This window comes from Salipiger sp. D13 (assembly GCF_003703915.1).
GTDB classification, from domain to species: domain Bacteria; phylum Pseudomonadota; class Alphaproteobacteria; order Rhodobacterales; family Rhodobacteraceae; genus Salipiger; species Salipiger profundus.
Map to the genome: position 1 here is coordinate 1 of NZ_RAPJ01000064.1, position 26,563 is coordinate 26,563.

Consider the following 26,563-nt stretch of genomic DNA (forward strand, 5'->3'; position numbering starts at 1 on the left):
GCGATGTCGCGCCACAACGCCAAATTCTTCAGCCATGCGAACGGAGATTGCGAGCCGATACTCCCGCTCCCACTCAAAGGCCCTATGCTTGAAAAAGAACCGGTCGAGCATGCCAACGCCACGCATGTGAACCTTTGTCAGATCGACATATTGGACCGGACCACCCCACAGATCTTCGACGTCATATTCCGGTTCGAGACGGAAGGGCTTGAAGGCTGAGCAGATGCGATCAGGCGTGGTGCAGATCGCGATGCCCTTGTGCTCTCCAGCGTAGAGCTTCCACATGGCATCGCTCTCGTACGCGGCGCGATGCCAGCAGCTGATCTTGGTCAACCGCTTCAGTCGGAAGAAGGCGCGCTCGACACTCTCCATTTCGGCGTAGCGTGGATCCGGAGGCGGCACGTTCAACTGGACAGCCACGGCACCTTCAAACGGATCGATGAACTGGTTGGCCGATGCAAAATAGAGCCGACTATCCGTCAGCATTGAAAGAAAGCGGTCGAAGCGAAAGTACTTCCACAGCATCTCGTCGCCCTTAACATGAAGCTCGCCAACCTCGCGCAATATCGCCTCCCAACTTCAACAATACTTGTCCGTCTCTGTCCGCCCATCGGCGAGCGTCTGCCTTCTTGGTCGGTAATCCATAACCTGAGCATGTAAGCCGGAAAACAGACAGCGTTACCACAGGAGTGAACGGTAGTTCGGTCCGCGTTATTGACCTCCGACTGTAAGGCCATGCTGCACGATGTCTCGAAGGACGGCACTGGGGAAGCTGCATTGCAGAGATGACCATCCCGACGAACGGCAGGAAAGGGCCGAGGCTGCATGGAAGCTCTTATTTCCCGAATTCGTGAAGAATGGTTTCCTTGCTGGCCTGCCTGTGGCGGCCCGCATTGGAACAAACTTACACAGGTGCGCCTGTCCAAGAATATCGTTCCAGGGCAGGCAATGTTCGATCGAGTTTCCACACAGCCTCGGCCGAGAGCGAACATCCCGAGTTGGTCGACCGCGATGATGAGATCCAGTTCTGAGGAACGGGTCTCCCCTCAGACCCGGCGGAGAAACCCGCCAGACTGAAGGCGTTTCGCGCCTGCCGGTGCCCGGCGAGTTGGTTGTCGAAGCCGCGCAGGCTAAGGAGCTATCGGTTTCCACCCCTTTCTTCCACGATGCCTTTACTGCGGTAGGCATCAAGCATCATGCGCGTATATTCGGCCGTACTCCGGGTCATAGTGCCCAAACCTGGCCATGCGAACAACGGATCCGACCAAGTAACTTCCAACTCAATTTCGATCCCAAGCAGTGCGGCCACTTTGATCGCAGCGGTCGGCTCTTTGTCCTCGGGCCAGTAGTGATCCTCGAGGGAAACAACCACGTCGAGATCGTCATCAACCCAGATCTCGGCCAGACTCGCTCCCATTCGCTCGCTGGCACTCGCGGCATCCTCGAACAGGGCTGATCGGATCAGATGGGTCACCTGGTTCTCGTTGAGATCAAGCCTAGGCCGCGGATCAACAACTGACACGATGGGTTCAATCTCTTGCTCTTCGGCGCGGGATTGGACTGGCGCTGGCTTTTCATCGTTCCGTCCCAGCCAGAAGGCTTCTGGAAAGATGTTGATCGGTGAAGCGCCGCAGCCGGGGCAGTGCCATTGGTTTCCAGCGATCTGTGGACCGGTGATCTCTGCGTCGCAGTGAAGGCAGTACCAGAGGTTTGATTCCTCCATCTCCAAGAACGGATGGCGGACCGTGCCCTCTGCGTCCGGTTTTGTGGCGCGCCGTGGCCAATCAGAAAATCGTCGTGCCTTGACGCTCTTCATCAACTCCTTGGCAATTCCGATCGCCTCTGCAAGCAGCACTCGATCATTTATCGGGCTGTTCTGGGCGTGGCTGATGTCGATCTCGACATTAGGGGCCGCCGAGGGGTTTTCTGGCAGCACTATTCGCCAGCCCTCACCTTCCATATAAACGTCGCCGAGCATTGTTTTCAACTCGTATGGATGCCCCCTTACATCTCCCCGAGTAATTGCATTGGGCCCTCCGAATACATGGTCAAAGGCCGCGCCCTCGTAGGAAGTAATGCGTTCCACAAACGCCTTGATTGAGGCGACTTGTGCTTCGGATGGGGTCCACTCTCTATTGGCGCTTCCTGTCAATGCGTTCCAATGAGGAAAGCCCAAACGATTGGCAACAAAGTCGAGTGCCACATGTTGCGGCTGCCCCATCGCTCTGGCGCAACGCTTTGCCAAGAGCTTCAATGTTTTAAGCTTGTCGTTCTCTGTCATGATCCATGTCCAAGCTGGATCCGACTAGGTGCCCGCTGCTAATCAGACCCGCCGATGGCATGAAGTCTGCTGTTCGAAGTCAAGATCGCTGCAAAGCTTCGCATGGCGGGCACACCGGCCTGCGAGAAAGGCCGAGATCAACATCTGCCATTTTCGAGCGCAGGTCAACACCGATGAATTACAGGCGTGGGAGCCCAACAACTAGGCATCGTTTGCCAGAAAGAGTACCAGTTTGACCGGTTTCACGGCGACGGGGTTGAGGCCTGGGAGAGTGGTTCCCGGCGCCTGTCGCGGGAGATACCCAGATGATGTCCCGGCAACTTGTGTAGCTCCCCGCGGGCCTCGCGCTTTTAACCAGGCCATCGCGCTTGAACTTCGACGCGGCCGCTAGAGCGGTTGAGCATCGCCCTAGGGACAGGGATCACTAAAGCTTGTCGAACACTGAGCCCATCCTCGGCTCGAACAGCCTTTCATAGGTCTTGAGCAGATAGGTGTCTGTCATACCGGCCACGAAATCGCTGATTTGCCGGAGGTCGCCACCTGCTGCTTCCAATTTCGCATGCGCATCGCGCGGCAGCAAACGTTCTGGATCTGATTGCATTGCTTCAAAGACCGAGACAACCATGGATTGCCCCTTGAATTCGAGATGTTGTACGCCCGGACTGCGAATAACCACCTGCATTACGAGCTCTTTCAGGGCCTTGAGGAAGCGGGCGGGACCTTCTGGAATCTCGACGCGCCAGCGGATCAAGGGGTCTTGGAATTCGGGACATTCGATGAAACGGACGGGTGTAATCAGATGATTGACCCACCGGCTGATCCAGCGCTTGCGCGTGTTGCTGTCGCCAAACAGCCCGTCGACCATGGCCTCGTATGGGGCGTTGCTCTCGGTGGGGCCCTTCAGCCGTCTTTCTTCGACAAAACTCTTGCAGGATTCCTCGGGAACGAGGTCGCGGAACTGGCGCTCTGTGACGAGCCGAAGTGCAATGGCATCCTCCAAATCATGGACCCCGTAAGCGATATCGTCCGCGAGATCCATGATGCTGCAATCGAGAGACTTGTGGAGAGTGCGGGCATGCTTGCCTTCGCGCTTTTCGATCGACGTGAAGGCATCCCGATCAGCATTGCCGAGCGGTTCGAGAATCCAGTCGACGACGTCGGTTTCGCTGTCGAGATATCCCTTTGGCGGAGTCGAGGCTTTCAAGTCGATGGTTTGCAGAACCGAAGGGCCCTCCTGCAACCGCGGGCGCAATTCGGGGTTGCGCAACCTTGAGAGTGCAACAGGGTATTTCAAGACGCCAAGCATGGAACGACGTGACAGGTTGGCCCCTGCGGCGGCAGAGAAGTTTTCGAGCAGTGCCAGGAGACGCAGGGTCTGGCCGTTGCCCTCGAACCCTTCCGCATCGCGCATGCAGTAGTTCAGTGCTACTTCACCGCCATGGCCGAAAGGTGGGTGGCCCAGGTCGTGGGAGCAGGCGATCGCATGGATTTGGCTGCGGTCCGGGAGACTTGCCGTTGCCGAGTGATCGGGGAAACTGCGCGCGAGCTGGACTGCGAGCCCTCCCGCGATCTGAGCAACTTCCAAGGAATGCGTCAAGCGCGTGCGATAGAAATCACTGTCGCCGAGATTTAGGATCTGGGTCTTGCCCTGCAATCTTCTGAATGATGCCGAATGGATCACCCGGCCATAGTCGACATCCCCGATATTCCGGGCGTCTTCCTTCTGCGGGTTCCAGGCCTCTCGGCGAGCATTCCAAGTACTCAAATCAACTCTCCTCGGCGCGATGTCTTAAAGTTCATGAATGACCGGAGGCGTTACGCAAACGCTCTTTGCGATCTCGACCACGTGGCGGTGGTGGGTCAGGTAGATCGCTTGGCCGCGTCCGCCGATGGCTTCCATGACGCGGCAGGCGGCGCTGGTGCGCGCCTCGTCGAAGGTTTCGAAGATGTCGTCGCAAAAGAACGGAAGCCTCGTGCCCTGCGCGACAAGTTGTTCGTGGGCCGCTGCCCGCAGAGCTAAGTATAGTTGGAAGCGCGTGCCCTTGGACATTCCGGCCGCACGCTTGCTGACCCCATTGCCATCGACGGCGAGCAAAATCTCGGACTCCTTGTCGATCTGGGTACTCAGCGTCGGATAGGCGCCTTGCGTGAGACTGGCGAAGCAGTCTTCCGTGGCTGTCAACATGCCGCTGCGATGGCTGTCGCGATAGCGCCGGATGGCGTCGGAGGCGAGGTGATGGCCCAGGGAAAGTTCGAGATGCTCCAAGGCAGCCTCTTCGAGCTGCAGTTCCAGCGTCGCTTTCTGCTCGACCAATTCCGCAACCGTGTCGTCTCCCTTCACCTCGGCTAGGGCATATTCGGCGGCTGTGCGGTTTTGAATGGCGAGGGTCAGCTCGTCCTCGGCATGGGCAAGATCGGATCGGTTGCTGTCGAGTTCGCCCTCCAATGCGGCAACTGAGGTCTCTGCAAGCTGGGCGCGGGCTGTCTCGATGTCGGTCGTGCCCAGTTCGGCCAGGACCTGGCGGGTGATTTTCGCCAGCGCGGCGCGGTTGTCGATTGCTTTCTGCGTGCGGATTGCGGCCTCGCGAAGGGCGCCGATATCGCCCGGGGTGGTCGTATCGGGGAAAAGCATGGCGATGGTCGCGACCTCTTGGTCGATGGCGTTTTGCCGATCCTTGTGTTCGACAAGCTCGGCCTCGGCCGTCTCGATCGCGGTGTCGAGTTTTCGGCCCGTCTCAGTGGCCGAGCGCGCTTTTTCCGCCAAGGTTTTGAGGGCGGCGAACGTCTTTGCCGCCGTTGCATGAGGCTCCTGCTCATGGGCGCGTGCCAGGCTGTCGATCTCCTGGGCGAACTGCTTTTGGTCCGCCTGCATGGTTGTGATCCGGCGCCCGGCCGCGGCGCGTGCGTTTTCGTGTTCGCGCAAAGCGCGCAGGGGCTCCAGCGATGCCTCCAGCCGTTCGGGGGGCAATGCCGCTCCGAGGAGGTCGTGGACCAGTGCGCGCCAGGTCTTCTTCGCATCCTCCCTTGCCTTAAACGCTTTTGCGTAACGCTCTTCGCGCCGGGCGAGATCCCGTCGCGCCTGTCGCAGGGTTGTCTCGGCCGTTGCATGGGCGTCGGTTTCTTTGCGGTCGTCCTCGGCTTGACGCCGGGCCGCCGCCAGGGCGCCGGTCAGGTCTGCCGGGGGAAAGGGCAGGGTCCGGGTCAGCTCGGCCAGTAGGGCGTCGGCGCGTTGGAGGGTGGATTGATTGGCCTCTTCCGTGTCGCGCAGGGCCTGGGCATCTTCGCTGGCCGCGTCATGACTTAGGCTCCAGTCCAACCATTCGGCGGGTGTGATGCTGTCTGGAAGGCCGACCTGAGCTGCCGCTGCGCTGACAGCGGCCTCGATAGTGCTGCGGTCTTCGCGAAGAGTTTGCAGCCGTTTGTCGGCCTGAGCCGCACGGGTGCGCGCCTGGGCTTCGGCCTGGCCGATTTCGCGGAGCTGTGCCAGTTCGCGCGACTGCGCCAATCGCGCTTGGGCAGCGATATCATGCGCTTGCATCGCCTCGTGGAAAACGGCGGCGGTCTGTCTGTCCAAGGCGGCAAGATGCTCTGCCCAGCGTGCATCGCGCCGCGCGCGCAGATCCTCGGCATCGGCATCGGAGATGAGCTTTGCGTCCCGGGCCAGCGATTTGGCCTGAGCGCCGCGGGCCTCCGCGTCCTCCAGATGCTCGTCGCGCTTTGCCGTTGTCGTGCGCAGGTTGTGAAGCAAGTCCTGATGGCGCTCGGCCCAGTTGGTTGCCTGGTGACGGGAGGTCGGGCAGGCGGGTAGATGATCGAAAGTGACGCCTGCGAATGAGAGCGCAGCCAGGGAGCGCCGCGCCTTGATCTTCATATCCCCGATTGCCTGTTGCGCTGCGGCGTAGGCAGGGGCGAGGGTCTCGGCATCGAAGCGCAGCAGAATATCTGCGACCCGTGGCCGATCGTCGTCCTGGGGCGCGACATCCTGCATGGCTGCGGTCGCGGCGATCACCCGCTCTTTCAATTCGGCGGTTTCGCGCGCCTCGATCTTTTCTTGGGAAATCGCCTCGCGCAGCGTTTCCCTGGCGCTCTCCAGAGACGCAATATCGGCGCCCGACAGGACCAGCCCTTGCAGATCGACCTCCGGCGAGGTGAGCCCAAGATCCCATGCGGCCTGCTGCATCGATGTCTGCGCGGCCTGCCGTTCCTGCTCGCGCCTATCGAGGTCGAGCTGTGCGGTGCGATCCCGTGCGGCGAGGTCCTCTAGCGCCGCTAGCGTGTTCGAGAGATCAACAAGTTTTGGATCCAGAGCGAGGGATTCGCGATCTGCCCTGAGGCGCGCGATCTGCTCGGTCAGGCCTGCGATATTCTGTGTGGCTAGCCCGCGATCTCTGTGTAGCTCGATCAGCCGTTCCGGATCGAAATCCAGATGATCTGGATAGGACGCGAAAGGTGCAATCGCCTGTTCCAGTTCCTGTATCTCGCCCATCAGGGGCAGGGCACGCCTCTGCGCCTCCATCCGTGCCTTCGTCAGATTCAGCACATCCCGCGTCTTGCGCGCCTCCCGCTCGGCCTCTTGTGCCTTGCCCAAATCTTTCTTGAGGGCCTTCCAGGCGCTGGCGGTCACGTCGCGGTCCTTGATTTCCTTTTCCACATCGGCCAAGGCGCGTTTCCACTCGGCCTTGCGGGTGGTGCGTCCGCGTTTTTTCCAGAGCGCGTCGGCCCGCTCGCGGACGTGATCCAGAACGGTGCTCAGGTCGGCCACGCCCGCTGCAGCGGAAAAGAGCAGGCGCCCGATATCCCCTTCGGCATTTGCGATCTCTTCGCCGCCGCGTTCGATCGTCTCGTCGTCAAGGCAGAGCAGGCGGCGGTAATCCTCTTCGGACAATCCCGCGAGATGGGCGGAGAGGGCAGCCTCGGGCAGCGCGGTGCCGGTCGCGTCGACCAGCGATCCGCTGCGCGTCGGCAGCCGCGTGAAATCACGCAAGACACCGTCGATATCCAGCCTGGCCGAGACTTGGAGGTTATTGCGCGGATGCTTGAACGCATACCCCTCCCGCAGCGGGAAGCCGTAGAATAGCCGTAGGACGGCTTCCATCGTGGTGGTTTTTCCGGCTTCGTTCGGGCCATAGATGATGTGGAAATCATGGCCATCGGAGGCCGAGCCAAAGTCGAAGTGCCGGTCGGTGAAATGGCCGAAACGATCAAGGGAGAGGCGCTGGAGCCGCATCAGTGTCCGGCCCCCTTCATCTGGGCCAGGACGACGTCGGCGCCGGCCTTGGCCAATTTATCCACCATCGCATCGCGCGCGGCCTCATCCGGCAGCAAGCGGTCGCGCAGGGCAACGGGCAGTTCCTGCAGGACGGTCTCGACCTCGTCGCGGGCGAGGGCGGCAAAGCCGGGCTCGCCGCGGATCGTTGCCATGATCGTCGCCAGTTCGTCTGCGGCGCCGCTTGCGCCTTCGGTTGCGTCCGGCGGCGGCAGGTCGAACAGGAGCTTGTCGATCCAGAGTTCCCCGGTGGCCTGGGCAAGCTCGTTCACCTGTTCGATCCAGACATCGCGATCCCGTAGGATTTGCCAGTGGCGCTTTGGCGTCCCGGTCAAGATCAGTCGGATCACGCCGACCGGCGCCGCGATCTGGTTGCGCAGCGCTTTCAGGTGGGACTTCAGCAGCGCGCGCAGGGCCTCGTCGCTCTCGGTTTCTGTCACATCCAGTTCGCTTTGGGCGAATTCCACGACGGAACTGGGCACTTCGCTAATGTCTATCCGGCCCTGATCGATGGTCAGCAGCGTTGCGGATTTTGGGCCGGACTCGCCTATATCGCGCCCCTGCGGGGTGCCGGGCATGACAATCCAGGGAGCGGCTGAATGGACCTGCCGTTTGTGGATATGGCCGAGCGCCCAATAATCGAACCCCATGCCGGCCAGATCGGCGAGGCTGCAGGGGGCATAGATATCATGGCCCACCGCACCGCCCAGCGAGCTGTGCAGCATGGCGATATTCACCGCGCCCGGAACCGGCGGTTTGAACCGCGGCAGAAGGCTGTCGGGCGCGTGACGGTCCGCGAAGCTGACACCGTGGATCACGATGTCGTCTGTCAGCGGCTCCATGCCGCCGCGTGCATCGAAAGCGTGAACGTGGGCAGGCAGATCGAGCGTTCCGGTGATCGGGTTCTCGGCATCATGATTGCCTTTGATGTAGAAAACTTTGATCCCGGCATCGCCAAGGCGATCAAGCTCGGCCATCAGGAAGGCGCCCGTTCTTGCGCTGCGCTCTTTTCCATCGAATAGATCGCCGGAAATCAGGACTGCGGAGAGCTGTTCGGAGATGGCGAAATCGACCAGTCCGCGGAAAGCGGACCGGGAGGCTGCTGCAACCGCGTCGCGAAGGTCCGAGTTGCGCAAGGCCAGTGACCTGAGGGGAGAGTCCAAATGGACGTCAGCAGTGTGAAGAATTTTAATCAAGATCGAACCCCTGACATAGATCACGTGAGCCTGGCGCTTGCGTATTGAAAAGTAAGGGAAGTTTCATTTGGCTCCGGGCGCGAGAGGTTGCTCGATAGTGAAGTTTCTGCGGCACGTTTCTTCCTGCGGGCCACCATGCCATCCTCCATCGAAATTATGCGATAGTGGCCTGTTGCTTTATGAAGTGGCTGGGGTGCGTCAATGACTTTTCAGCTAAAGTTCTGAGGCGGCGGGTCATGCGGCGGGGGATCGCAAGTGCGGCAGCCACGATCGTCGCCCATGCACTATCCTCCGAATAAATCTCCTGTTTTGGATCGTTCGTCGAGGAGATCATAGAAGGTTTCCATATGCTTGATGAAGCCCTCTTCAGTAACTCTGTAACGAAAATCAAAGGTTTCTGCTCTGAATTTTCGTATCCCGGATAGTTCTGGGTACTCTGCCAATATTAAGAAATGCGGGACTTGCCTCTCGGCCGCGGCAATGGCGTTAACGATCGCATGCCTCTGTTGCTGCTTGAGTGGAGGTGACTTATAGGGATAAATGAAGACTTCGAAAATTTCCTGATTTGCCTTGAAGCTAAAATCAGGTGAAATGTCGACTTCATGCTTTCCGAAGGCGATAGTCCGTCGCTCACGTTCGATGAAATTTGCCTTACCAATTGGAATATATCCGCAGATTCCGTCAAAGATTCCTAGTTTTGCAGCGGCTTCCCCAGGCCCATCCAAGGCCGCAATCGTGTCGCGCGCCTTATCTACGGGGTATCCTTTCAGGATCATAGTCAGGATATGATAGAGATCCTCGTAGTTCCAAACGCCGCCGCGTTGAGCATCATATGCGGCGATTTTTTCTTTTAGTCTTTGCCGCTCTGAGGATGTTCCCGAAGGCCCATGTGCGCCGGGATTATATTCGCCTAACCCTCTGAGAAATTCGGTCTTTGACGTTCGTCGCACGCGCGCCTCGGATGCAGGATGAAATACAGATTTGAAGTCAAAACGACCCTTGGCATTGCGTCAAGACGTGACATTGCCAAGATCATCGGATCTCCGCTATCTGGCGTGAAGTCTGTATGCCCACCTGCTCAGGTGCGGATGTGCTGATTGTTTGCTGCGAGCTTTGCGCGCTCGGCAATGGATGCGCAACGTTCGATGAGGTCGTCGAAACGCTCAGCGTCTTCAATCAATAGGCCGTCGTCGACCATGTGCGCGTAGTCGGCCGCAAGCGCGGTGCGAGCCTCTCCGTTTGGGACCAGTTGCAGATTGCCATGAACCGCGGCTTCATAGTCCACGGGTGTTCCGCCGGCCGTCTTCTCCGGGAAGAACATACGCTTGTGCCGCGCGACTGCTGAGGCGAGGTCTCGGTCGGAAATAGCCACATCCGCGATGCCTGCATCGTCGAGGCGTACCAGGTCATGCCAATGGCGCGCGAAGCGCTCCCCACGGAGCCGTCCCTGGACGCAGAAGACATGGATCGCCGTGGCCTTCTCCCAAAAGGTTCGTTCGGCATGCATCACGCGCGGTGTCGCGGTCGGAAAGGTCACGCCCTCGATCAGCCCGTTTGCGTCGCAGGCGACGTCACGCAGGCTCGCCGGTTCGCCCGTAGACCTCGCGCCGAATTCCAGCATGACGCTGGGGGCGATGTAACCGGAGCCAGAAGAGGCGGCCTCGTAGTCGATGAAAAGCTTGTCGCCATCTGCCCGTGTCGAGGCTGACAGCCCTTGCGCTGCAATGGCGTCCTGGATCAGGGGCTGCGTCGTTTCGACGACCCATTTCGGCAATCGATCCCGAACAGCTTTCGACCAGCGCTTTTCCTCACTGCGTGTGGTTGGTAGGGGTTCGGCGCGTTCGCCTACCAGATCAGGCGCGATTGCCCGAATGTCATAGGTCAGATCAACATCTTCAGAGAAGCGCTTGATCACCCCATAGGCTTTGGAAAGGGATGTTCCGCCCTTGAAAACGAGGTGCTCACCAAGCTCGGAACTGAAGAGGGTCTGAAGGGCCCAGACAACCCAGACGTCCTTTTCGAGCAGGTGCGCGGGCCGCCCGGAGCGATCTGCAGCTACGGCCAGGGCTTCCTTGCGGTCTGCAGGCGGCAAAGACAGGAAGGGTTCAGACATGCGCCGCCTTTCCGACACTGCGTGCAAGCCAGGTCGGGAACTGCGGTGCTGCGGTTACCAATTCGTCAAACGCCGCTGCCGGCAGTTTCTGCTTCAGCGATCTAAGAGCTGTCTCTGCGTGTTCCGGTCCGAGCCAGGCTAGGGCGCGAACAGCACTGCCAGCCGGCCTCTTCCCGAGGGCGAGTTGCCATCGGGGGGCGTGGCGCAGTTCCACGAGTTGTTTGCCCAAGGAGAGCGTGCGGCTGCGACCCGAGGTCAGGTACACGGAGCGAACAGGCACTTGCGTGGTCAGGCCAAGTGCATTCGCTTCGGCGGCGCCGGTTGGAACGATGACTTCGCCACGTTGCGCCGCGAGGGCCTCGACGGCCTGTTCCACGGACGGAGCGCGCGTTCCAAACCGGCTTTTGATCGGTCGCAGGTAAACGCCGCGCCCGGCACGGATCAACTGGCCGCGCTCGGCAAGGCGCGACAAGGCCTGATCCACACCGGCACGGCTGCCGAGGTGCAGCAGGCCCTTTGCGGCAAGTGGCGCTCCTTCCGGAAGTCCCTCTGCATGGGTCAATATCTGTTCTGCAAGGTGCTGCATGATCGTTCTCCTGTCAGAAATATACGCAGTTTTCTGACAGAATTCAATCCGTGCTGTTGAGCGAGATGAAGAGGGTGGTGGCTTGGTGCCATGGGTAGCAGGCTGGCCTTCGGCGATTTTCAGATGGGAACACGCCTACCGAAGACCCTGCAGTTGCAGGCATTCCTTGACGGCTGCAGCCCGCCTCTTGTCCAGGTACTCGGCCAGATCATCGATATGGACGCCTTTGGCGCATTTCTGCGACGCTTCCATTCGGACGAGGGGGAGGGCGATCGAACCGGCCGAGACTTTGCGGATGAACTTGTCGGTACTCAGACCGAAAAAATCCCTGGCGACATCCTCAGCGGGAATGATCGGTCGCCCGGAATACATCGCTATCAAGAGAAATGCCGTGTTCATGATCCCGGAGTGAAACACGCTCGCAGAGATGGGAGAAGGGCGCGCAGCCGGTTGTCGGGGAGACGGATAGCATAGAGCGCAAATCGGATGGGTACGTTGGGTCGGGGGATCATCTGAAGCGCGTGAAGGGGCAGGAGCCCATGCCCAGGTGGTCGTGCGCAAGGCGTACCTTGGGGCGCAAACATTCTCGGGTGATCGAATGCGAGCACTTTCGGTGCATTCGGCATGATGCCTTTCACGCCTTTGGACCCTTCGACATCAGTTGCTCCAGAGTTGGCGGTGGGTCCGTGTCGTTCTGGATCAGTGTCTGGGACCAAAGGATCGAGGTCTCGTAGAAACTCCGACACACCGTCTCACCATCCTGGTCGAACCAGTGTGTTGCCTCCGGCAGAAGCTCAAATGGCAAGGGGTGGTGCGCGAACGGATTGTGAAAGACCTCGATTTCAGCCGACCACGGTTCACTCCCTGTCGGCCAAAGGTTGCGATATTCATCGCTGGTCACATCCAGGCAGAAAGGGATGCCCCTGAGAGCGCCCGGCGTCCTGTCATAGAAGTTGCCAATCCGCATGTATCGCAGTCCACGCGGCGCGCCCTGACCCGATACCGCAACGCGGTTGAGCTTGGCCATCGAACACGCGTTCGAAAAGATAACTGCTGAGAGTTCGGCATGGCCCGCATCGGCAAACAGGCCGGCGGGAAATCTGGCCTTGCCCTTGAGGTGGGATGCCTTCGTCGGACGCGCATGCATGCGCCCGTCGATTTCAACCTCTTCTGCGCCCTCGCCATAGAGATATCCAATCAGTCCTTCCCGGCTCCAGATCATCGATGCCGGTGCCTGAAAGTCCGCAATCGCCAGGGCGAAGGGCTGCCCCTTTACATGCGGCAACTGATCGTAGTTGCGAGCAAGCTTGTTGCCGATCGTTTTGGCAAAGCGCAAAGCTCCGGCGCCGAAAAACGCCTCTTCCCGGTCGGCTGGCAAGGCGCTCGGCGGCGCGTTCACATGGTTGTAAGGATCTGCGGGATTGGCCGTCACGGCTTCCACCCATGCCGAACCGCCAAGCCTGTTCTCTATGCGGAAATCCGGGGACTCATATGGTTGGGTCACGAGCAATCCCTGCTCGCGAAACGTCGCCAGCAACTGCGCCTCCCACAACCGCGTGTGAAAGTTGTTCGTCTGGCAATCTCCTGCCCAGTTTCGATCTGGCTTTGGAAGCGCGAGATAGAGCTGGTTGAGTGTCCATGCCGCGGGGCGATGGGACGGCAGCGTCAACGTCGCGAACACTTCGCTCGCCGTCCTCCCTTCCAGATCATAGAGCGCGGGCCGCTGCATGACGCCGGGTGGAACAGGTTCCGGAGGCTCGCCGTCTTTCAGGAGAGGTGGCAACTGGGCGAGGGCTTCTTTTTCAGCGGCATAGCCTTCACGCTCGGCCGTCACCGTCCAGACTTGGTCGGTTCGCCGCCGCATGACTAGCACCCCATAGGAGCGATCGTTCAGATCGTGCCTGAGAATGCCACATGAGAGACCGTCTTCGCTGAGCCATGCGCCGACAGGGGGCCGGTTTCCGAACCCATGCCCATTGGGGAGGGCCAGCGCATAGATGCTGAATTCCCATTGCGGTAGCGCTCTCAAAACTTCGTTCCGTCAACTCAATTGGGGGGCGCCGATTGAGCGTTTCAAGCCTGCTCCCACGACGTCTAGAGATATCCATTTCTAGTCTTTAAAGCCGCCGGTGAATAGCCGGGAGGGGAAAGCCTTCCCCCTGGTCGGCACTGGCGTTGCCGACGCACCCCCATCAGCGGGGAGACCCCGCAACGCCCCCTTCAGAGTGAAAGTGCGGGCGGGTTTTCCGTGACGGGTTGAGGGCTGGAGGAGAGGCCTCCGGCGCCCGTCGCGGAGATCATCCCGATGACCAGAGAGCATCGCGCGGCCCACAAGAGTGGCCCGCGAACGAACCTTTATGACGACATCACCGACAAGATCATCGCCGAGTTGGAGGAAGGCCGGCTGCCCTGGGTCCAGCCCTGGGGAACCGCGGCGGCGCAAGCGCCGCTCGCCATGCCGCGAAACGCCAGCACGGGTCGGCAATACTCCGGGATCAATGTCCTGATCCTATGGGGCGCGGTCATCCAGCGGGGCTATCCAACCCAGCACTGGCTGACCTTCCGCCAGGCGCTGTCGCTCGGCGGCAATGTCCGCAAGGGCGAGCGGGGCACCACCGTCGTCTATGCCGACCGTTTCACGCCTGAAGACGAGAAGCGCCGCGCCCGGGAGACCGGGGAAGATGCAAACAGCATCCCGTTCCTGAAGCGCTTTACCGTGTTCAATGCGGCGCAATGCGATGGTCTGCCCGACGACATCGCCGTAGAGGCGCCGCCACCGCCGCCTGGGCTGATCGAGCCGCAGGTCGAGACGCTGATCGCGAAGACCGGTATCGACTTCCGGATCGGTGGCAACCGCGCCTTCTATGTCCCCGCGCTCGACTATGTGCAGGTCCCACCTCCGCAGGCGTATTTCGAGCCGATCAACTGGCACCGCACGGCGCTGCACGAGATGGGGCATGCCACGGGGCACAGCGCCCGCCTGGCTCGGGATTTCTCGGGCGGCTTCGGAACGAGGAAATACGCCTTCGAGGAACTGATCGCCGAGATTTCGAGCGCGTTCTGTTGCGCCTCGCTCGGGATCGTCCCGACGGTGCGCCACGCCGACTACGTGGGCTCGTGGCTGGAGGTGATGCGCGAGGATTCCCGCGCGATCGTCCGTGCAGCCTCGCAGGCCAGCAAGGCGGCCGACTGGCTGCTGGCCCATCTGCCCGACGACAGCACCGATGTTGAGCGGCAGACCTCGGCGGAAGGGAGCGCTGCGGCATGATCCTCCTGACAGATGCGCAGCGCGCGCACCTTCTCGCCAATGGTCGCCAACCGGATGTCGATCACATTCCTGTCGTCAAATTCTTCAATCCCTTTGGTGCCGGCGTCTGGCTCGCGGCCGAACTGGACGCGGACGGTGACATCATGTTCGGCCTGGCCGATATCGGCTATCCCGAGCTTGGCTCCTGGAGCTTCGATGAACTGTGCTCGATCCGGCTGCCCTTCGGCATGGGGATCGAGCGCGATTTACTCTTCACCGGCGACGTGCCGATCTCGGTCTGGGCCGACACCGCGCGCCAGGCCGGCAGCATCCGCGATGCCGAGCGCCTGCTTTACCGCTCGGGCCGCCTGTCGATCAGGCCACCCTCCGATACGGAGGCCCGGCATTCCTGATGTCCGGGTTTCCGGCTTTCCACGCTCGGCGCCGCTCTCTTCGAAGGACGAGGGCGGCGCTTCTCCTCGTGACGCGGTGAAAGTACGGCGCCCGGCCGACTGCCCGTTGGAGAACAGGACCATGACACGAAAGATGAGAACACCCGCCGTCGAACCGCAGCCGCTCCGGTTCTCGGCCCAGGAGCAGGCCGTGGTCTATGAAGCCCGGCAGATCCTGCTGCGCCATCTCAACCAGAACCCTGTCCTGTCGTCCTGGCAGGCGGTGCTCGACTATTGCGCCCTCACCATCAGGGGCGATGTGGAGCGGTTCCATGTCCTCTATCTCGACCGGAGGAACCGGCTGATCTCCGACGAATGCCTCGCCATCGGCACAGTCGATCATGTCCCGGTCTATCCCCGGGAGGTGCTGCGGCGCTGCCTGGCACTCAATGCCTCGGCGCTGATCATCGTCCACAATCATCCGGCCGGCGATCCCGAGCCCTCGGCGGCCGACCTCGCGATGACGAAAGAAATCCGAAACGCCTCTGCGTCCCTGGGGGTGATACTGCACGACCACATCATCACCGGGGCTGGCCGGGAGACCAGCCTGCGCGCCCGCGGCGACCTCTGATGGGTCTGCGCGATCATCCTCGGCTCGGCCATGAGAGGGAAAGGCGTGGGGGGAGTTTCGTGACGGGCTGGTTGCCGGAGAGAGAGGCTCCCCGGCGTCCGTCATGGAGACCCTGACATGGCCACTGCCACGCAGAAGATCACCCTGTCGTCCTCGCGCGACATCCCCTTCAACAAGCTGGTGCTCAGCCAGTCCAACGTCCGGCGGGTGAAGGCCGGCATCTCGGTCGAGGAACTGGCCGAGTCCATCGCCCGCCGCGGGCTGATCCAGTCCCTGCATGTCCGGCCCGAGCTCGACGCCGAAGGGCAGGAAACCGGCCTCTTCGAGGTGCCGGCTGGCGGCCGCCGCTATCGTGCGCTGGAATTGCTGGTCAAGCAGAAGCGCCTCAACAAGACCACGCCAGTGCCTTGTATCGTCTCGGAGGCCAGTGACGACATCCTCATCGACGAGGTCTCGCTCGCAGAGAATATCGAGCGCGCGCCGCTGCATCCGCTCGATCAGTACCGCGCCTTCCAGGTCCTTCGTGAGAAGGGCATGAGCGAGGAGGAAATTGCCGCCGCCTTTTTCGTCGACGCCAAGGTGGTGAAGCAGCGCCTGCGCCTGGTCTCGGTCTCGCCGGCGCTGCTCGAGACCTATGCCGAGGACGGCATGACGCTGGAACAGCTGATGGCCTTCACCGTCTCCGACAACCATGCCCGCCAGGAACAGGTCTGGGAGGCGATCAAGGATGGCTGGCAGAAGGAGCCTTACACCATCCGACGCATGCTGACCGAGACCACGGTGCGGGCCTCCGACAAGCGGGCGCTCTTCGTCGGTATCGAGGCTTATGAGGCGGCGGGCGGCTATGTTCTGCGCGATCTGTTCCAGCAGGACGATGGCGGTTGGCTCCAGGACCCGGTGCTGCTCGACCGGCTGGCGGGCGAGAAGCTGAAGGCCGAGGCGGAGACCATCGCCGCCGAGGGCTGGAAGTGGATCGAGGTCGCGGTGGACTTCCCCTATGGCCATACCAGTCGCCTGCGTCGCCTGACCGGCACCACAGTCGATCTGACCGACGACGAACGTGCCGAGCGTGAGAAGCTGCGGGACGAGTTCGACGCGCTGGAGGCGGAATGCGCCCAAGCCGACGAGTTCCCCGACGAGGTGGACGCACGGCTCGGCGAGATCGAGGTGACGCTGGAGGCCTTCGAGGCCCGGCCGATGCGCTATGACGCCGACCAGATGGCTCGCGCCGGTGTCTTCGTCAGCATCCGCCATGACGGCCAGCTTGCCGTCGAGCGCGGTTATGTCCGCCCCGAAGACGAGGCGGCGGACGGTCAGGAAGGCGATGGCGCCGATGGGTGTTCTCTCGAGGGCGGCGAGTCCGGTGGTATGCAGCGCGCTGTCATCACCTTGGGCGGTACGGCGACCGACCCCGAGGAGGACGAAGAGCTTGAGACCATCCGACCGCTGCCCGATCGGCTCGTCAGCGAGCTGACCGCGCATCGCACGCTGGCGCTCCGCGATGCCGTGGCGACCAACCCGCATGTCGCCATGTCGGCGCTGCTGCACCGGCTGGTCGCCGATTGCTTCCTGCCGCACTCCATCAGGGGGTGCCTTGAGGCCCATGTCCGGGAGGTTCATTTCCCGGCGCAAGCCGACGACCTCGGCGAAAGTGTCTCGGCGCGCGCCATCGCCGAGCGGCACGAACGCTGGGGTGATCACATCCCGGCTGACGATGCCGCGCTCTGGGACTGGCTGGTCGATCAGGACGACGACACCCGCATGGAGTTGCTCGCCCATTGCATCAGCTTCGGCGTCAACGCCTTGCACGAGAAGCCCAACCCCTATGGCGGTATGGGCGTCAGCCAGCACGGGCTGGACATTCGCCTGTCCCAGGCCGACCGGCTGGCGCGGGCGACGGGCCTCGACATGGTGGCGGTGGGCTGGCGGCCGACCGTCGGCAACTATCTCGGCCGCGTGACCAAGCCGCGGATCATCGAGGCGGTGCGCGAAGGCGCCGGCGAACGGGCGGCGCAGCTCATCGACCATCTGAAGAAGGGCGACATGGCCAAGGAGGCCGAGCGCCTGCTGGCTGAAACCGGCTGGTTGCCGGAGCCGCTGCGCATGGTCGATCCCGATGCCGATATCGCGTTGGATGCCGGGGGCGACACGGAGGCGGATGATCTGCCTGAATTCCTTGCCGGCGATGGCGAGGATGAAGACGCCACGGAGGACGAGGAGCAGTCGATGGTCGCTGCAGAATGATCCTCAGGCGGGGTGGCCTTCGCTGCCCCGCCACACCCGTTCCGTTTCCGCAACTTGCCCGGTCCTCGTGACCGGGCTTTTTCTTTGGAGAACCCTGATGTCTGCAACGATCGATATCGACCGAATATTCCATGAAAACCGCGCCAGTCCGCCATCCGAACGTACGCTGCCCTGGGAGGAAACCCGCGATGGCATCACCGTGGTAGTAGAGCCGAAGCCGCATTGGGCGGACGACATGCGCGCCTTCCGTCTCGAAGCCCCCGAATACTGCAGCTACGCCGATTGGACCGCGAACGGCGGTCATGCCCGGTTCTACGGTCATATCGACACCAGCGGTGACGACGTGATGATGACCGCGCGCTCCCTGATCGCCCGCGAGATTGCCGATGGGCTCTGGGACTGAAGGCCCGTTCACGTCTGACGATAGCCACCGCGGTTGTCGTGTCGTCTGCCTGTATGGCACCAATTCCAGCATCACCACGGTGCCGGTCATTATGTTCGGCATCGGTTTCCGCCCCCGTCCTCGACCACATTCCTGATGCCAGCGTGGCGGCAAGGCTGGCCGGGCGGGGCATCTGCAAGGGGGGATCCGGCGCCTGTTGGATGCAAGACACCACCCCCGCTTCCATTCGCTAACCTTGGTCTGATCCGTCTCTTTGACATTCAACCCCGGAGGGGTCGGCTTACGCAGACGTGCCGCCCTCGGGGATTCGGAAAAAATCCGAACGCCCGAGGGTGAGTGCAGATCCGGTCAGACACGTCGGGCGCCTGTCGCGCGGGGGATGGTCCCCCGCCTCCAGTGACAGGAGCCAATCCCGATGTCCTATGCAGATGCCACCGCTTTCGCCGCCAGCCTCGCCACCACTCTGATGGTCGTGATCGTCGTGTTCCAGGCCGGGGACGGAACCCACGGCGCCATGCCCGCCGACGAGTTCGACGGCGATGAGGACATGGTGAAGCTGGAACTTGATCCATGGGAGTAAGGCGCGAAAGCGCCTCACCCCAAACGGCCCGAGCGTGGAGACCCGCGCTTCGGGCCTTCAGTGCCTCACGGTGGTCCCCCATCGTCGGCAGCGGAACCGGGAACAAGCCCGGTCAGAGAGGAAGAGTGCGGGCCTTTCGGCCGTGACGGGTTGAGGTCTGGAGAGAGAGGCTCACCGGCGCCCGTCATGGAGTGATCCCGATGACCACGTTTTCCAGTTTCGACACCTTTCGCCCCATTAGCCAGATGGTTGCGACCGACGTCATGCCTGCGCTCGCCCGGCCACGGACGCTGCCCCTGCGGGTCTCCTGCCTCGGCACCGCCAGTCATGGCGATGGTGAAGCCGGCGACAGTTTCGACCGCATCATTCCGCTCGGGGAGTGCCTGTCGGCCGAAGACGCCATGCGCTTTGCGTCGCTGCGCTTGTCACAGGGCAGCATCTGCACCGGACCGGACAGCTTCACGCATTTCCGTCCGCGTATCATGCTCATCGAAGACCGGGAGCACCGCCTGGTCTTGGCAGGCTGCATCCGTGCCCGGGCTATCATCTGGCAACAGCCGGTCGCATCCGATGCCGAGGCACGCAGGATTGTGACCGAAGCCAGCCGACTGCGCGGTATGGCATTCCGACCCTCGGAGCCCTGTGATGCGAGACGGCTGCGTTACCGCGCCGCGGCGCTGGAGGCACGATTGGTTGATCCCTTCTGGCGCGAGACCGCGGCCGATCTGCTCCGCCTGCCACAGGCCGCCTGAGCTTCACCCTTTCCATCCCATTCGGCTCGGTGTCACGCCGGGCCATGTCTTCTCAGGAGACCATCATGGCCGACTATTTCACCCATTTCTCCTGCCTGCTCGATGTGGGCACCCCCGAGCAGGCCGCCCGCGCGCTCGATCTTTACAATGCGCTCTCGGATGAGAATGCCGCTGAGGATCCGCCTTCGGACGGGTTTCTGCTTTCTATTCAACCCGAGCATGGCGGAACCCAGCTCTGGATGCACGATGATGGCACCGGCGATCCTGAGCATGTCATCCAATTCGTCAAACGCTGCGCGAAGGAGTTCGGTCTCACCGGCCTATGGGGGATGCAATACGCCAATAGCTGCTCACGCCCGAGGATCGACGGGTTCGGCGGCGGGGCGCACGTCCTCGATCTCGCTACCGGCGAGACGGTGGACTGGATCAATACCGATGGTTGGCTTTCCATCGTTCTGGAGGGAGGCAATCCCTATGAGTGAGCTCATCGAGATCACTGTCTATCGCCTCGAAGAGCTTTCCGATGCAGCCAGGGACAAAGCCCGTGCCTGGTATCGCGAAGGTGGCTTCGACGATGACTGGTACGATGCCGTCTATGAGGATTTCCAGCGCGTCGCCGAAATCCTCGGGCTGAACCTCAAGACCCGCACCGTCCGGCTAATGGGCGGTGGCACACGGCAGGAACCCTGCATCTGGTTCCGGGGCTTCTGGAGCCAGGGGGATGGCGCCTGCTTCGAAACTTTCTATGCCTATCGCAAGGGCGCGCCGCGCCTGATCAGGGAATACGCGCCGCAGGATACCGAGTTGCACCGCATCGCCGATGCCCTGCAGGCGGTCCAGCGGCGTAATTTCTACCAGCTACGCGCCGAAGCCACCCATCGCGGCCATTATTACCATGAGTATTGCATGGCGATCTCGGTCGAGCGTGACAGCCTGAGTTGGCAGGACTTGACCGCCGACGCCGAGGAGGTGGTTATCGAGGCGTTGCGCGATCTCGCCCGCTGGCTCTACCGCCAGCTCGAGCGCGAATACGACTATCTGTCCTCGGATGAGGTCGTCGATGAGGCCATCATCGCCAACGGTTACACCTTCACCGAAGCCGGACGCAGGTTCGGCTGATCCTGACAAGCGCCCCCACCATCCGGTCGGGGCGCTTTGTTCATGTCGTCGTTTCCAGAGTCAGAGAGGTGCCGGGACGGGGTGAGTCCGGGTGGTCGAGAGAGAGCGCCGTCCGGGCTTGTCCCTCCAGCTCTCCGAGGATCTCCGACATGAACATCTCGTCTCCCGTGATCGATCCGGTCACGCCGCTCGGCGCCGCACCCGCGATCCTGGCCGCCGCCAATCTCCTCCTTCCCCATCTCGAACGCGGCCAGCGCGTCGATACCGCGGCCCTGCGAAGCGCCATGGAGACCGCTTTCGGCGCGTCCGACGCCACCGGCGCCTGGGACTGGAAGCTCGCCTATGAGGCCTGCGAGGTCGCCACGGTTCTGTTCCTGCGCAAATACGGAAAGGCGCTGTTCCGCAAAGCCGCCTCTCCGGCGTCCCGGCTCGGCCCTCTGGCGAAGATCGCGGGGTTACTACCGACGCAGACCCGCCGCTCCGAAGAAAGTCAGAGCTTCCAGCAGTTCAGCACGCCTCTGCCACTCGGCCTTGCCGCGTTGGCGGCGGCCGCGATCACGCCGGACGATGTGGTACTGGAGCCCTCGGCCGGCTCCGGCCTTATGGCGATCCTCGCCCAGACTGCCGGCGGCTCGCTGATCCTCAACGAGCTTGCCGAGACCCGCGCCGATCTTCTCTCTTCCCTCTTTCCGGCTTTTCCGATCACCCGGTTCGATGCTGCCCAGATCGACGATCATCTGGCCACGGATGCTGTGCCATCCGTTGTGCTGATGAATCCGCCATTCTCGGTCATGGCGAACGTCACCGGGCGCGTCTCAGATGCCGCATACCGGCATGTCGCTTCGGCACTGGCCCGGCTCGCCCCCGGCGGACGGCTGGTCACGATCACCGGCTCGAATTTCGGCCCCGAGGCTCCGGCCTGGCGCGACGCCTTCATACGCCTGCAGGACCGCGGCCGCGTGGTCTTCACCGCGGCCATCGACGGAGCGGTCTTCGCCAGGCATGGCACCAGCATCGACACGCGGCTGACGGTGATCGACAAGCTGCCCGCCGACGATCCGTCAGTCTTCCCGGCCTCGGCAGGAACTGCACCCGACGTTGTCACGCTGCTCGGCTGGATCGAAAGCCAGCTTCCGCTGCGTTTGCCGGTGTCGCTGCCGAAGGTCGCTTCTCCCGTGCTGGCGGCTGCCCCGAAGACCGTGCGCGGCTATCTCGCTCGCGCCACAGCGTCCCGACCCGTCGCTGCACCAGCGTCCGATCCCGAGGGGGTGGAGCTCGAGTATGAGACCGTGGACTGGGCGCCGCCCGAGGGCGCGCGCTTGTCGGACGCGATCTATGAGGAATATGCGCTGCAATCGTTGCGTATTCCCGGCGCCGAGCCGCATCCGACCAGGCTGGTGCAATCCGCTGCCATGGCCTCGGTCGCGCCGCCAAAGCCGTCCTACCGGCCCATGCTGCCGTCCGACATCCGCACCCGACTGTCGGACGCCCAGCTTGAAACGGTGATCTATGCCGGTGAAGCCCATGCCGATCACCTCGCCGGTGCCTGGGCCGTGGACGAGCATTTCGACAACGTGCGCGCCGCCGCCGAGGATGCCGCCGGTGCTGTCCGCTTCCGCCGGGGCTTCATGCTCGGTGACGGCACCGGCGCTGGCAAGGGCCGCCAGTCGGCCGCCATCATTCTCGACAACTGGCTTCGAGGTCGGCGCAAGGCGATCTGGATTTCCAAATCCGACAAGCTGATCGAGGACGCGCAACGCGACTGGTCGGCGCTTGGCATGGAACGCCTGCTTGTCACGCCACTGTCACGCTTCTCGCAAGGCAAGCCGATCACGCTGTCGGAAGGCATCCTGTTTACCACCTATGCCACGCTACGCTCCGACGACCGGAGCGAGAAGGTTTCGCGCGTCAAGCAGATCGTCGAATGGTTGGGATCCGACTTCGATGGAGTCATCATTTTCGACGAGAGCCATGCCATGCAGAATGCCGGTGGCGGAAAAGGCGAACGCGGTGATGTCGCCGCTTCGCAGCAGGGGCGTGCGGGCCTGCGGCTCCAGCATGCCCTGCCGGATGCCCGCGTGGTCTATGTCTCGGCGACCGGGGCCACGACGGTTCACAATCTCGCCTATGCGCAGCGGCTCGGCCTCTGGGGTGGCGAGGATTTCCCGTTCCAGACCCGCGCCGAGTTCGTCGAAGCGATTGAAGCGGGCGGCGTGGCGGCCATGGAAGTGCTCGCCCGCGATCTGCGGTCCCTCGGCCTCTACACCGCCCGCTCGCTTTCCTATGATGGCGTCGAATATGAACTGATCGAGCATCAGATCACGGATGAACAGCGGCGCATCTATGATGCTTACGCGGCCGCGTTCGCCGTCATTCATGGGAACCTGGACGCGGCGATGGAGGCGGCCAACATCACCGGCAGCGAGGGGACGTTGAACCGCCAGGCCAAGTCGGCGGCGCGTTCGGCCTTTGAAAGCACTAAGCAGCGCTTCTTCGGCCATCTGCTCACCTCGATGAAAACCCCGACGCTGATCCGCTCGATCGATGCCGATCTGGCGGCCGGCCATGCGGCCGTCATCCAGATTGTCTCGACCGGCGAGGCGCTGATGGAACGGCGGCTGGCGGAGATCCCGACCGAGGAATGGAACGACATTTCCGTCGATGTCACGCCGCGGGAATATGTCGGCTCGTATTTGCAGCATTCCTTCCCCGTTCAGCTTTACGAACCCTTCACCGATGGTGAGGGCAATCTTTCGTCGCGGCCCGTGTTCCGGGACGGTCAGCCGGTCGAGAGCCGCGAAGCCTTGGCCCGGCGGAACGAGATGCTCGAACAGCTCGGCTCGCTGCCGCCCGTGCCGGGAGCACTCGACCAGATCGTCCAGCGCTTTCGCACCGATCTGGTGGCGGAGGTCACCGGCCGCTCGCGCCGCATCGTGCGCAAGGGCGAAGGCGCATCGGCCCGCCTTGCCGTCGAGAACCGTGCGCCCTCCGCGAACCTTGCGGAGACCTCGGCCTTCATGGATGACCAGAAGCGCATCCTCATCTTCTCTGATGCCGGGGGCACGGGGCGCAGCTATCACGCGGACCTCTCGGTGCGGAACCAGCGCCTGCGGGTGCATTACCTGCTGGAGCCGGGCTGGAAGGCCGATGCCGCCATTCAGGGGCTCGGGCGCACCAACCGCACCAATCAGGCGCAACCACCGCTCTTCCGGCCCATCGCCACGGATGTGAAGGCCGAGAAGCGGTTCCTCAGCACGATCGCGCGTCGTCTCGACACCCTCGGCGCGATCACCCGCGGCCAGCGCCAGACCGGTGGACAGGGCCTGTTCCGGCCCGAGGACAATCTGGAATCCGCCTATGCCCGCGATGCGCTGCGCCAGCTCTATTTGGCTGTAGTGCGCGGCAAGGTCGAGGGCTGCTCGCTTGAAAGGTTTGAATCCGCCACCGGCCTGAAGCTGATGGACGCGAACGGCATCAAGGACGATCTGCCGCCGATCACCACTTTCCTCAACCGACTGCTGGCGCTGACCATCGAGTTGCAGGGCATCCTGTTCTCGGCCTTCGAGCAGCTTCTGCAGGCGCGGATCGATGGGGCCATTGCATCCGGCACCTATGACATGGGGCTGGAAACGCTGAAGGCCGAAAGCTTCATCGTCACCGACCGGCAGGTGATCCACACCCATCCGGGCACAGGGGCGGAAACCCGGCTCCTGACGCTCACCGAGCGCAAGCGAAATCAGCCCATCACGCTGGATGCGGCCTTGGCGGAACAGGATGATCCGCGGGCGAAGATTGCTCATCAACGAGCGGTCCGGTCGTGCCGCCGTGCAGATCCCGACCACCAGCGTGATGCTGGATGACGGCGAGATCGAACGGCGCGTTCGTCTGATCCGGCCGATGGAGGCGATGAACATTCCGGTGCGGGCGATGGGCGAGACCCGCTGGGTCGAGGTGGACCACGCTGACTTCGCCACGGCCTGGAAGGCGGAGCTTGTGGAAGTGCCGGAGTTTACCGACAGCATCCTGCATATGGTGACCGGGCTGCTGCTGCCGATCTGGAAGCGCCTGCCGCAGGACTCCTCCCGCGTCTATCGGCTCCAGACCGACGAGGGCGAGCGCATTATCGGTCGCCGGGTCTCGCCCGCATGGGCCGCCAATGCTTCGACCAGCGGCGTCACCAGCAGCCTGACGCCGGATGCCGCCTATGCCGCGTTGATCGAAGGCCGAACGATCCTTGATCTCACCGAGGGGCTGCAACTGCGCCGCGTCCGCGTCATGGGCGCGAACCGGATCGAACTGACCGGCTTCACCGACGCAATGCGCGAACGCCTGCGGGCCTATGGGCTCTTCAGCGAGATAATCTCCTGGAAGCTGCGCTTCTTCGTGCCCGTCGATGCAACCGGCCCGGCGGTCATCGGTAAACTGCTCGACCGCTTCCCCGTCGAGCGCATTTCCGAGCGGGAGGCCGCGTGATGGCACGTCTCAACGCTTCCGAGCTGGCGCAGCGTCTTGGTCTCCAGGCCGAGGCGGTGTGCCGCCACTATCTCTCGAATGGGCGCAAACAGGGCAATTACTGGCAGGTTGGGGATGTGCGAAACACGCCCGGTCGTTCGATGTTCGTCCGTCTGACCGGGCCGGAGGCCGGTAAGGGTGCGGCTGGAAAATGGACCGATGCCCAGAGCGGTGAGCATGGCGATCTGCTCGACGTGATCGGTGAAAGCCTTGGCCTCATTGACTTCGCCGACATTGCCGAAGAAGCGCGCCGCTTCCTCAGTCTACCGGATCCTGAACCGGTGCTGCAATCCCGCAGGGCCCAAACACCGCCAGTACCATCGGGATCGTCCGAAGCCGCCCGTCGCCTCTGGCGCATGACGCAGCCGCTCACCGGCAGTCTCGCAGAGACTTATTTACGGACACGCGGCATTGCGGATTTACGCGGAACCGCAAGTCTGCGGTTCCATCCCAACAGTTACTGGCGGCCCGAGGACGATGGCCCGACCGAAACCTGGCCGGCCATGATCGCCGCCGTCACCGACCTCGACGGCAGGATCACCGGTGCGCATCGCACCTGGCTCATGCGCGACGGTTCCGGCAAGGCACCTGTCGATCCGCCGAGGAAGGCGATGGGAGACCTGCTGGGAAACGCCGTCCGGTTTGGCGGGGCGCAGGATGTTATGGCGGCAGGCGAGGGGATCGAAACCATCCTCTCGCTGCGGCAGGCATTGCCCAGGATGCCGATGGCCTCCGCACTTTCGGCCGGGCATCTCTCCGCCATCCAGTTCTCCCCGCATCTGCGCAGGCTCTACATCGTCCGCGACAACGATCCGGCAGGTGACGCCGCGCGGGACAGCCTGGTGGACCGGGCCATCGGAGCCGGGATCGAGGCCATCACGCTCTCGCCCATGCTGGGAGATTTCAACGACGATCTCGTCAGCTTCGGCCTGGAGGCGCTTCGGGCGCAGATCCGGGTGCAGATTGCCCCTGAGGACGTCAGCCGTTTCATATAGCGCGCACAATAGCCAGAGAGGGCCGTGCTCGGGGATGACCGATCCCGCCATGGGCAAGGGGTTGGGGCACCTCGGCAAGGGGACCGCGCCTTGGCCTTCTTGAGAGGGCGAGCAGCCCACAAACGCTCCGGCCCGGCAATGGCGGCGCCCGACTGATTTCCGTCGGCGGCCCGCCACCCCACGCGACAGGTCGCGTGGGGACCCCGTCTCCCCCGCCTTTACAGCGCGAAGCAAATCAGCCGGGCT

The 26,563-nt window shown here is 62.5% G+C and carries 20 protein-coding genes and 1 pseudogene; 11 read left to right on the forward strand and 10 right to left on the reverse strand.

What is annotated here, in order from left to right:
• The 10 genes from D6860_RS24090 to D6860_RS24135 all read right to left on the reverse strand — a co-directional run.
• Nucleotides 1-564, reverse strand: a 564-nt coding sequence (locus D6860_RS24090) for a DUF2971 domain-containing protein (protein ID WP_164845662.1), incomplete at its 3' end; no start/stop codon positions are given.
• Between the two features lie 574 nt (nt 565-1,138).
• The gene (locus D6860_RS24095; RefSeq protein ID WP_229743372.1) at nt 1,139-2,281 is read right to left on the reverse strand and encodes a hypothetical protein; all 1,143 of its coding nucleotides are present in this window, start codon (nt 2,279-2,281) and stop codon (nt 1,139-1,141) included.
• A 424-nt stretch (nt 2,282-2,705) separates the two neighbouring features.
• Nucleotides 2,706-4,046, reverse strand: a complete 1,341-nt coding sequence (locus tag D6860_RS24100; RefSeq protein WP_076623789.1) for an anti-phage deoxyguanosine triphosphatase — start codon at nt 4,044-4,046, stop codon at nt 2,706-2,708.
• A gap of 24 nt (nt 4,047-4,070) precedes the next feature.
• Entirely contained in the window at nt 4,071-7,508 is a 3,438-nt protein-coding gene (locus D6860_RS24105; protein ID WP_076623790.1) for an ATP-binding protein, read from the reverse strand.
• Nucleotides 7,508-8,743: a metallophosphoesterase family protein gene (locus tag D6860_RS24110; RefSeq protein ID WP_076625380.1), complete on the reverse strand. Its 1,236-nt coding sequence runs from the start codon at nt 8,741-8,743 to the stop codon at nt 7,508-7,510. The genes D6860_RS24105 and D6860_RS24110 overlap by 1 nt, the downstream gene beginning before the upstream one ends.
• A 284-nt stretch (nt 8,744-9,027) precedes the next feature.
• Entirely contained in the window at nt 9,028-9,693 is a 666-nt protein-coding gene (locus D6860_RS24115) for a hypothetical protein (protein WP_128549321.1), read from the reverse strand.
• Nucleotides 9,694-9,821: 128 nt separating this feature from the next.
• Nucleotides 9,822-10,856, reverse strand: coding sequence for a nucleotidyl transferase AbiEii/AbiGii toxin family protein (locus tag D6860_RS24120; RefSeq protein ID WP_076623791.1), 1,035 nt, complete (start codon nt 10,854-10,856; stop codon nt 9,822-9,824).
• Nucleotides 10,849-11,442: a DUF6088 family protein gene (locus D6860_RS24125; RefSeq protein WP_076623792.1), complete on the reverse strand. Its 594-nt coding sequence runs from the start codon at nt 11,440-11,442 to the stop codon at nt 10,849-10,851. Before D6860_RS24125 ends, D6860_RS24120 begins: the two co-directional genes overlap by 8 nt.
• A 135-nt stretch (nt 11,443-11,577) precedes the next feature.
• Nucleotides 11,578-11,841: a pyocin activator PrtN family protein gene (locus D6860_RS24130; RefSeq protein WP_020043354.1), complete on the reverse strand. Its 264-nt coding sequence runs from the start codon at nt 11,839-11,841 to the stop codon at nt 11,578-11,580.
• A gap of 235 nt (nt 11,842-12,076) precedes the next feature.
• Complete coding sequence (locus tag D6860_RS24135; protein ID WP_202117927.1) at nt 12,077-13,306, reverse strand: hypothetical protein; 1,230 nt, start codon at nt 13,304-13,306, stop codon at nt 12,077-12,079.
• A gap of 441 nt (nt 13,307-13,747) precedes the next feature.
• On the opposite strand from D6860_RS24135, the gene D6860_RS24140 reads away from it, so the two are divergent.
• The 11 genes and pseudogenes from D6860_RS24140 (at nt 13,748) to D6860_RS24190 (ending at nt 26,317) form a co-directional block, all read left to right on the forward strand.
• The gene (locus D6860_RS24140) at nt 13,748-14,710 is read left to right on the forward strand and encodes an ArdC family protein (protein ID WP_076623794.1); all 963 of its coding nucleotides are present in this window, start codon (nt 13,748-13,750) and stop codon (nt 14,708-14,710) included.
• Nucleotides 14,707-15,102: a DUF2958 domain-containing protein gene (locus D6860_RS24145; protein WP_076623795.1), complete on the forward strand. Its 396-nt coding sequence runs from the start codon at nt 14,707-14,709 to the stop codon at nt 15,100-15,102. Before D6860_RS24140 ends, D6860_RS24145 begins: the two co-directional genes overlap by 4 nt.
• 121 nt (nt 15,103-15,223) lie before the next feature.
• Nucleotides 15,224-15,712 (forward strand): RadC family protein, encoded by a 489-nt coding sequence (gene radC / locus D6860_RS24150; protein WP_179949466.1) that lies wholly within the window; start codon nt 15,224-15,226, stop codon nt 15,710-15,712.
• A 117-nt stretch (nt 15,713-15,829) separates the two neighbouring features.
• Entirely contained in the window at nt 15,830-17,956 is a 2,127-nt protein-coding gene (locus D6860_RS24155) for a ParB/RepB/Spo0J family partition protein (protein ID WP_076623797.1), read from the forward strand.
• Between the two features lie 97 nt (nt 17,957-18,053).
• A complete protein-coding gene (locus D6860_RS24160; protein ID WP_076623798.1) occupies nt 18,054-18,359 on the forward strand; it encodes a hypothetical protein in 306 nt (101 codons plus the stop codon).
• 415 nt (nt 18,360-18,774) lie between these two features.
• Nucleotides 18,775-18,939 carry a hypothetical protein gene (locus tag D6860_RS24165; RefSeq protein ID WP_009573755.1) on the forward strand — a complete coding sequence of 55 codons (165 nt, stop codon included), beginning with the start codon at nt 18,775-18,777 and terminating at the stop codon, nt 18,937-18,939.
• Between the two features lie 200 nt (nt 18,940-19,139).
• Nucleotides 19,140-19,691 (forward strand): hypothetical protein, encoded by a 552-nt coding sequence (locus D6860_RS24170; RefSeq protein WP_076623799.1) that lies wholly within the window; start codon nt 19,140-19,142, stop codon nt 19,689-19,691.
• A 65-nt stretch (nt 19,692-19,756) separates the two neighbouring features.
• Nucleotides 19,757-20,173: a hypothetical protein gene (locus tag D6860_RS24175; RefSeq protein WP_076623800.1), complete on the forward strand. Its 417-nt coding sequence runs from the start codon at nt 19,757-19,759 to the stop codon at nt 20,171-20,173.
• A complete protein-coding gene (locus tag D6860_RS24180; RefSeq protein WP_076623801.1) occupies nt 20,166-20,810 on the forward strand; it encodes an antitoxin of toxin-antitoxin stability system in 645 nt (214 codons plus the stop codon). Before D6860_RS24175 ends, D6860_RS24180 begins: the two co-directional genes overlap by 8 nt.
• A 149-nt stretch (nt 20,811-20,959) precedes the next feature.
• Nucleotides 20,960-25,283: pseudogene (locus tag D6860_RS24185) on the forward strand (strawberry notch-like NTP hydrolase domain-containing protein).
• On the forward strand, nt 25,283-26,317 hold the full coding sequence (locus D6860_RS24190) for a DUF7146 domain-containing protein (protein WP_036744032.1): 1,035 nt from the start codon (nt 25,283-25,285) through the stop codon (nt 26,315-26,317). Before D6860_RS24185 ends, D6860_RS24190 begins: the two are co-directional and overlap by 1 nt.
• Nucleotides 26,318-26,563: the final 246 nt, after the last annotated feature.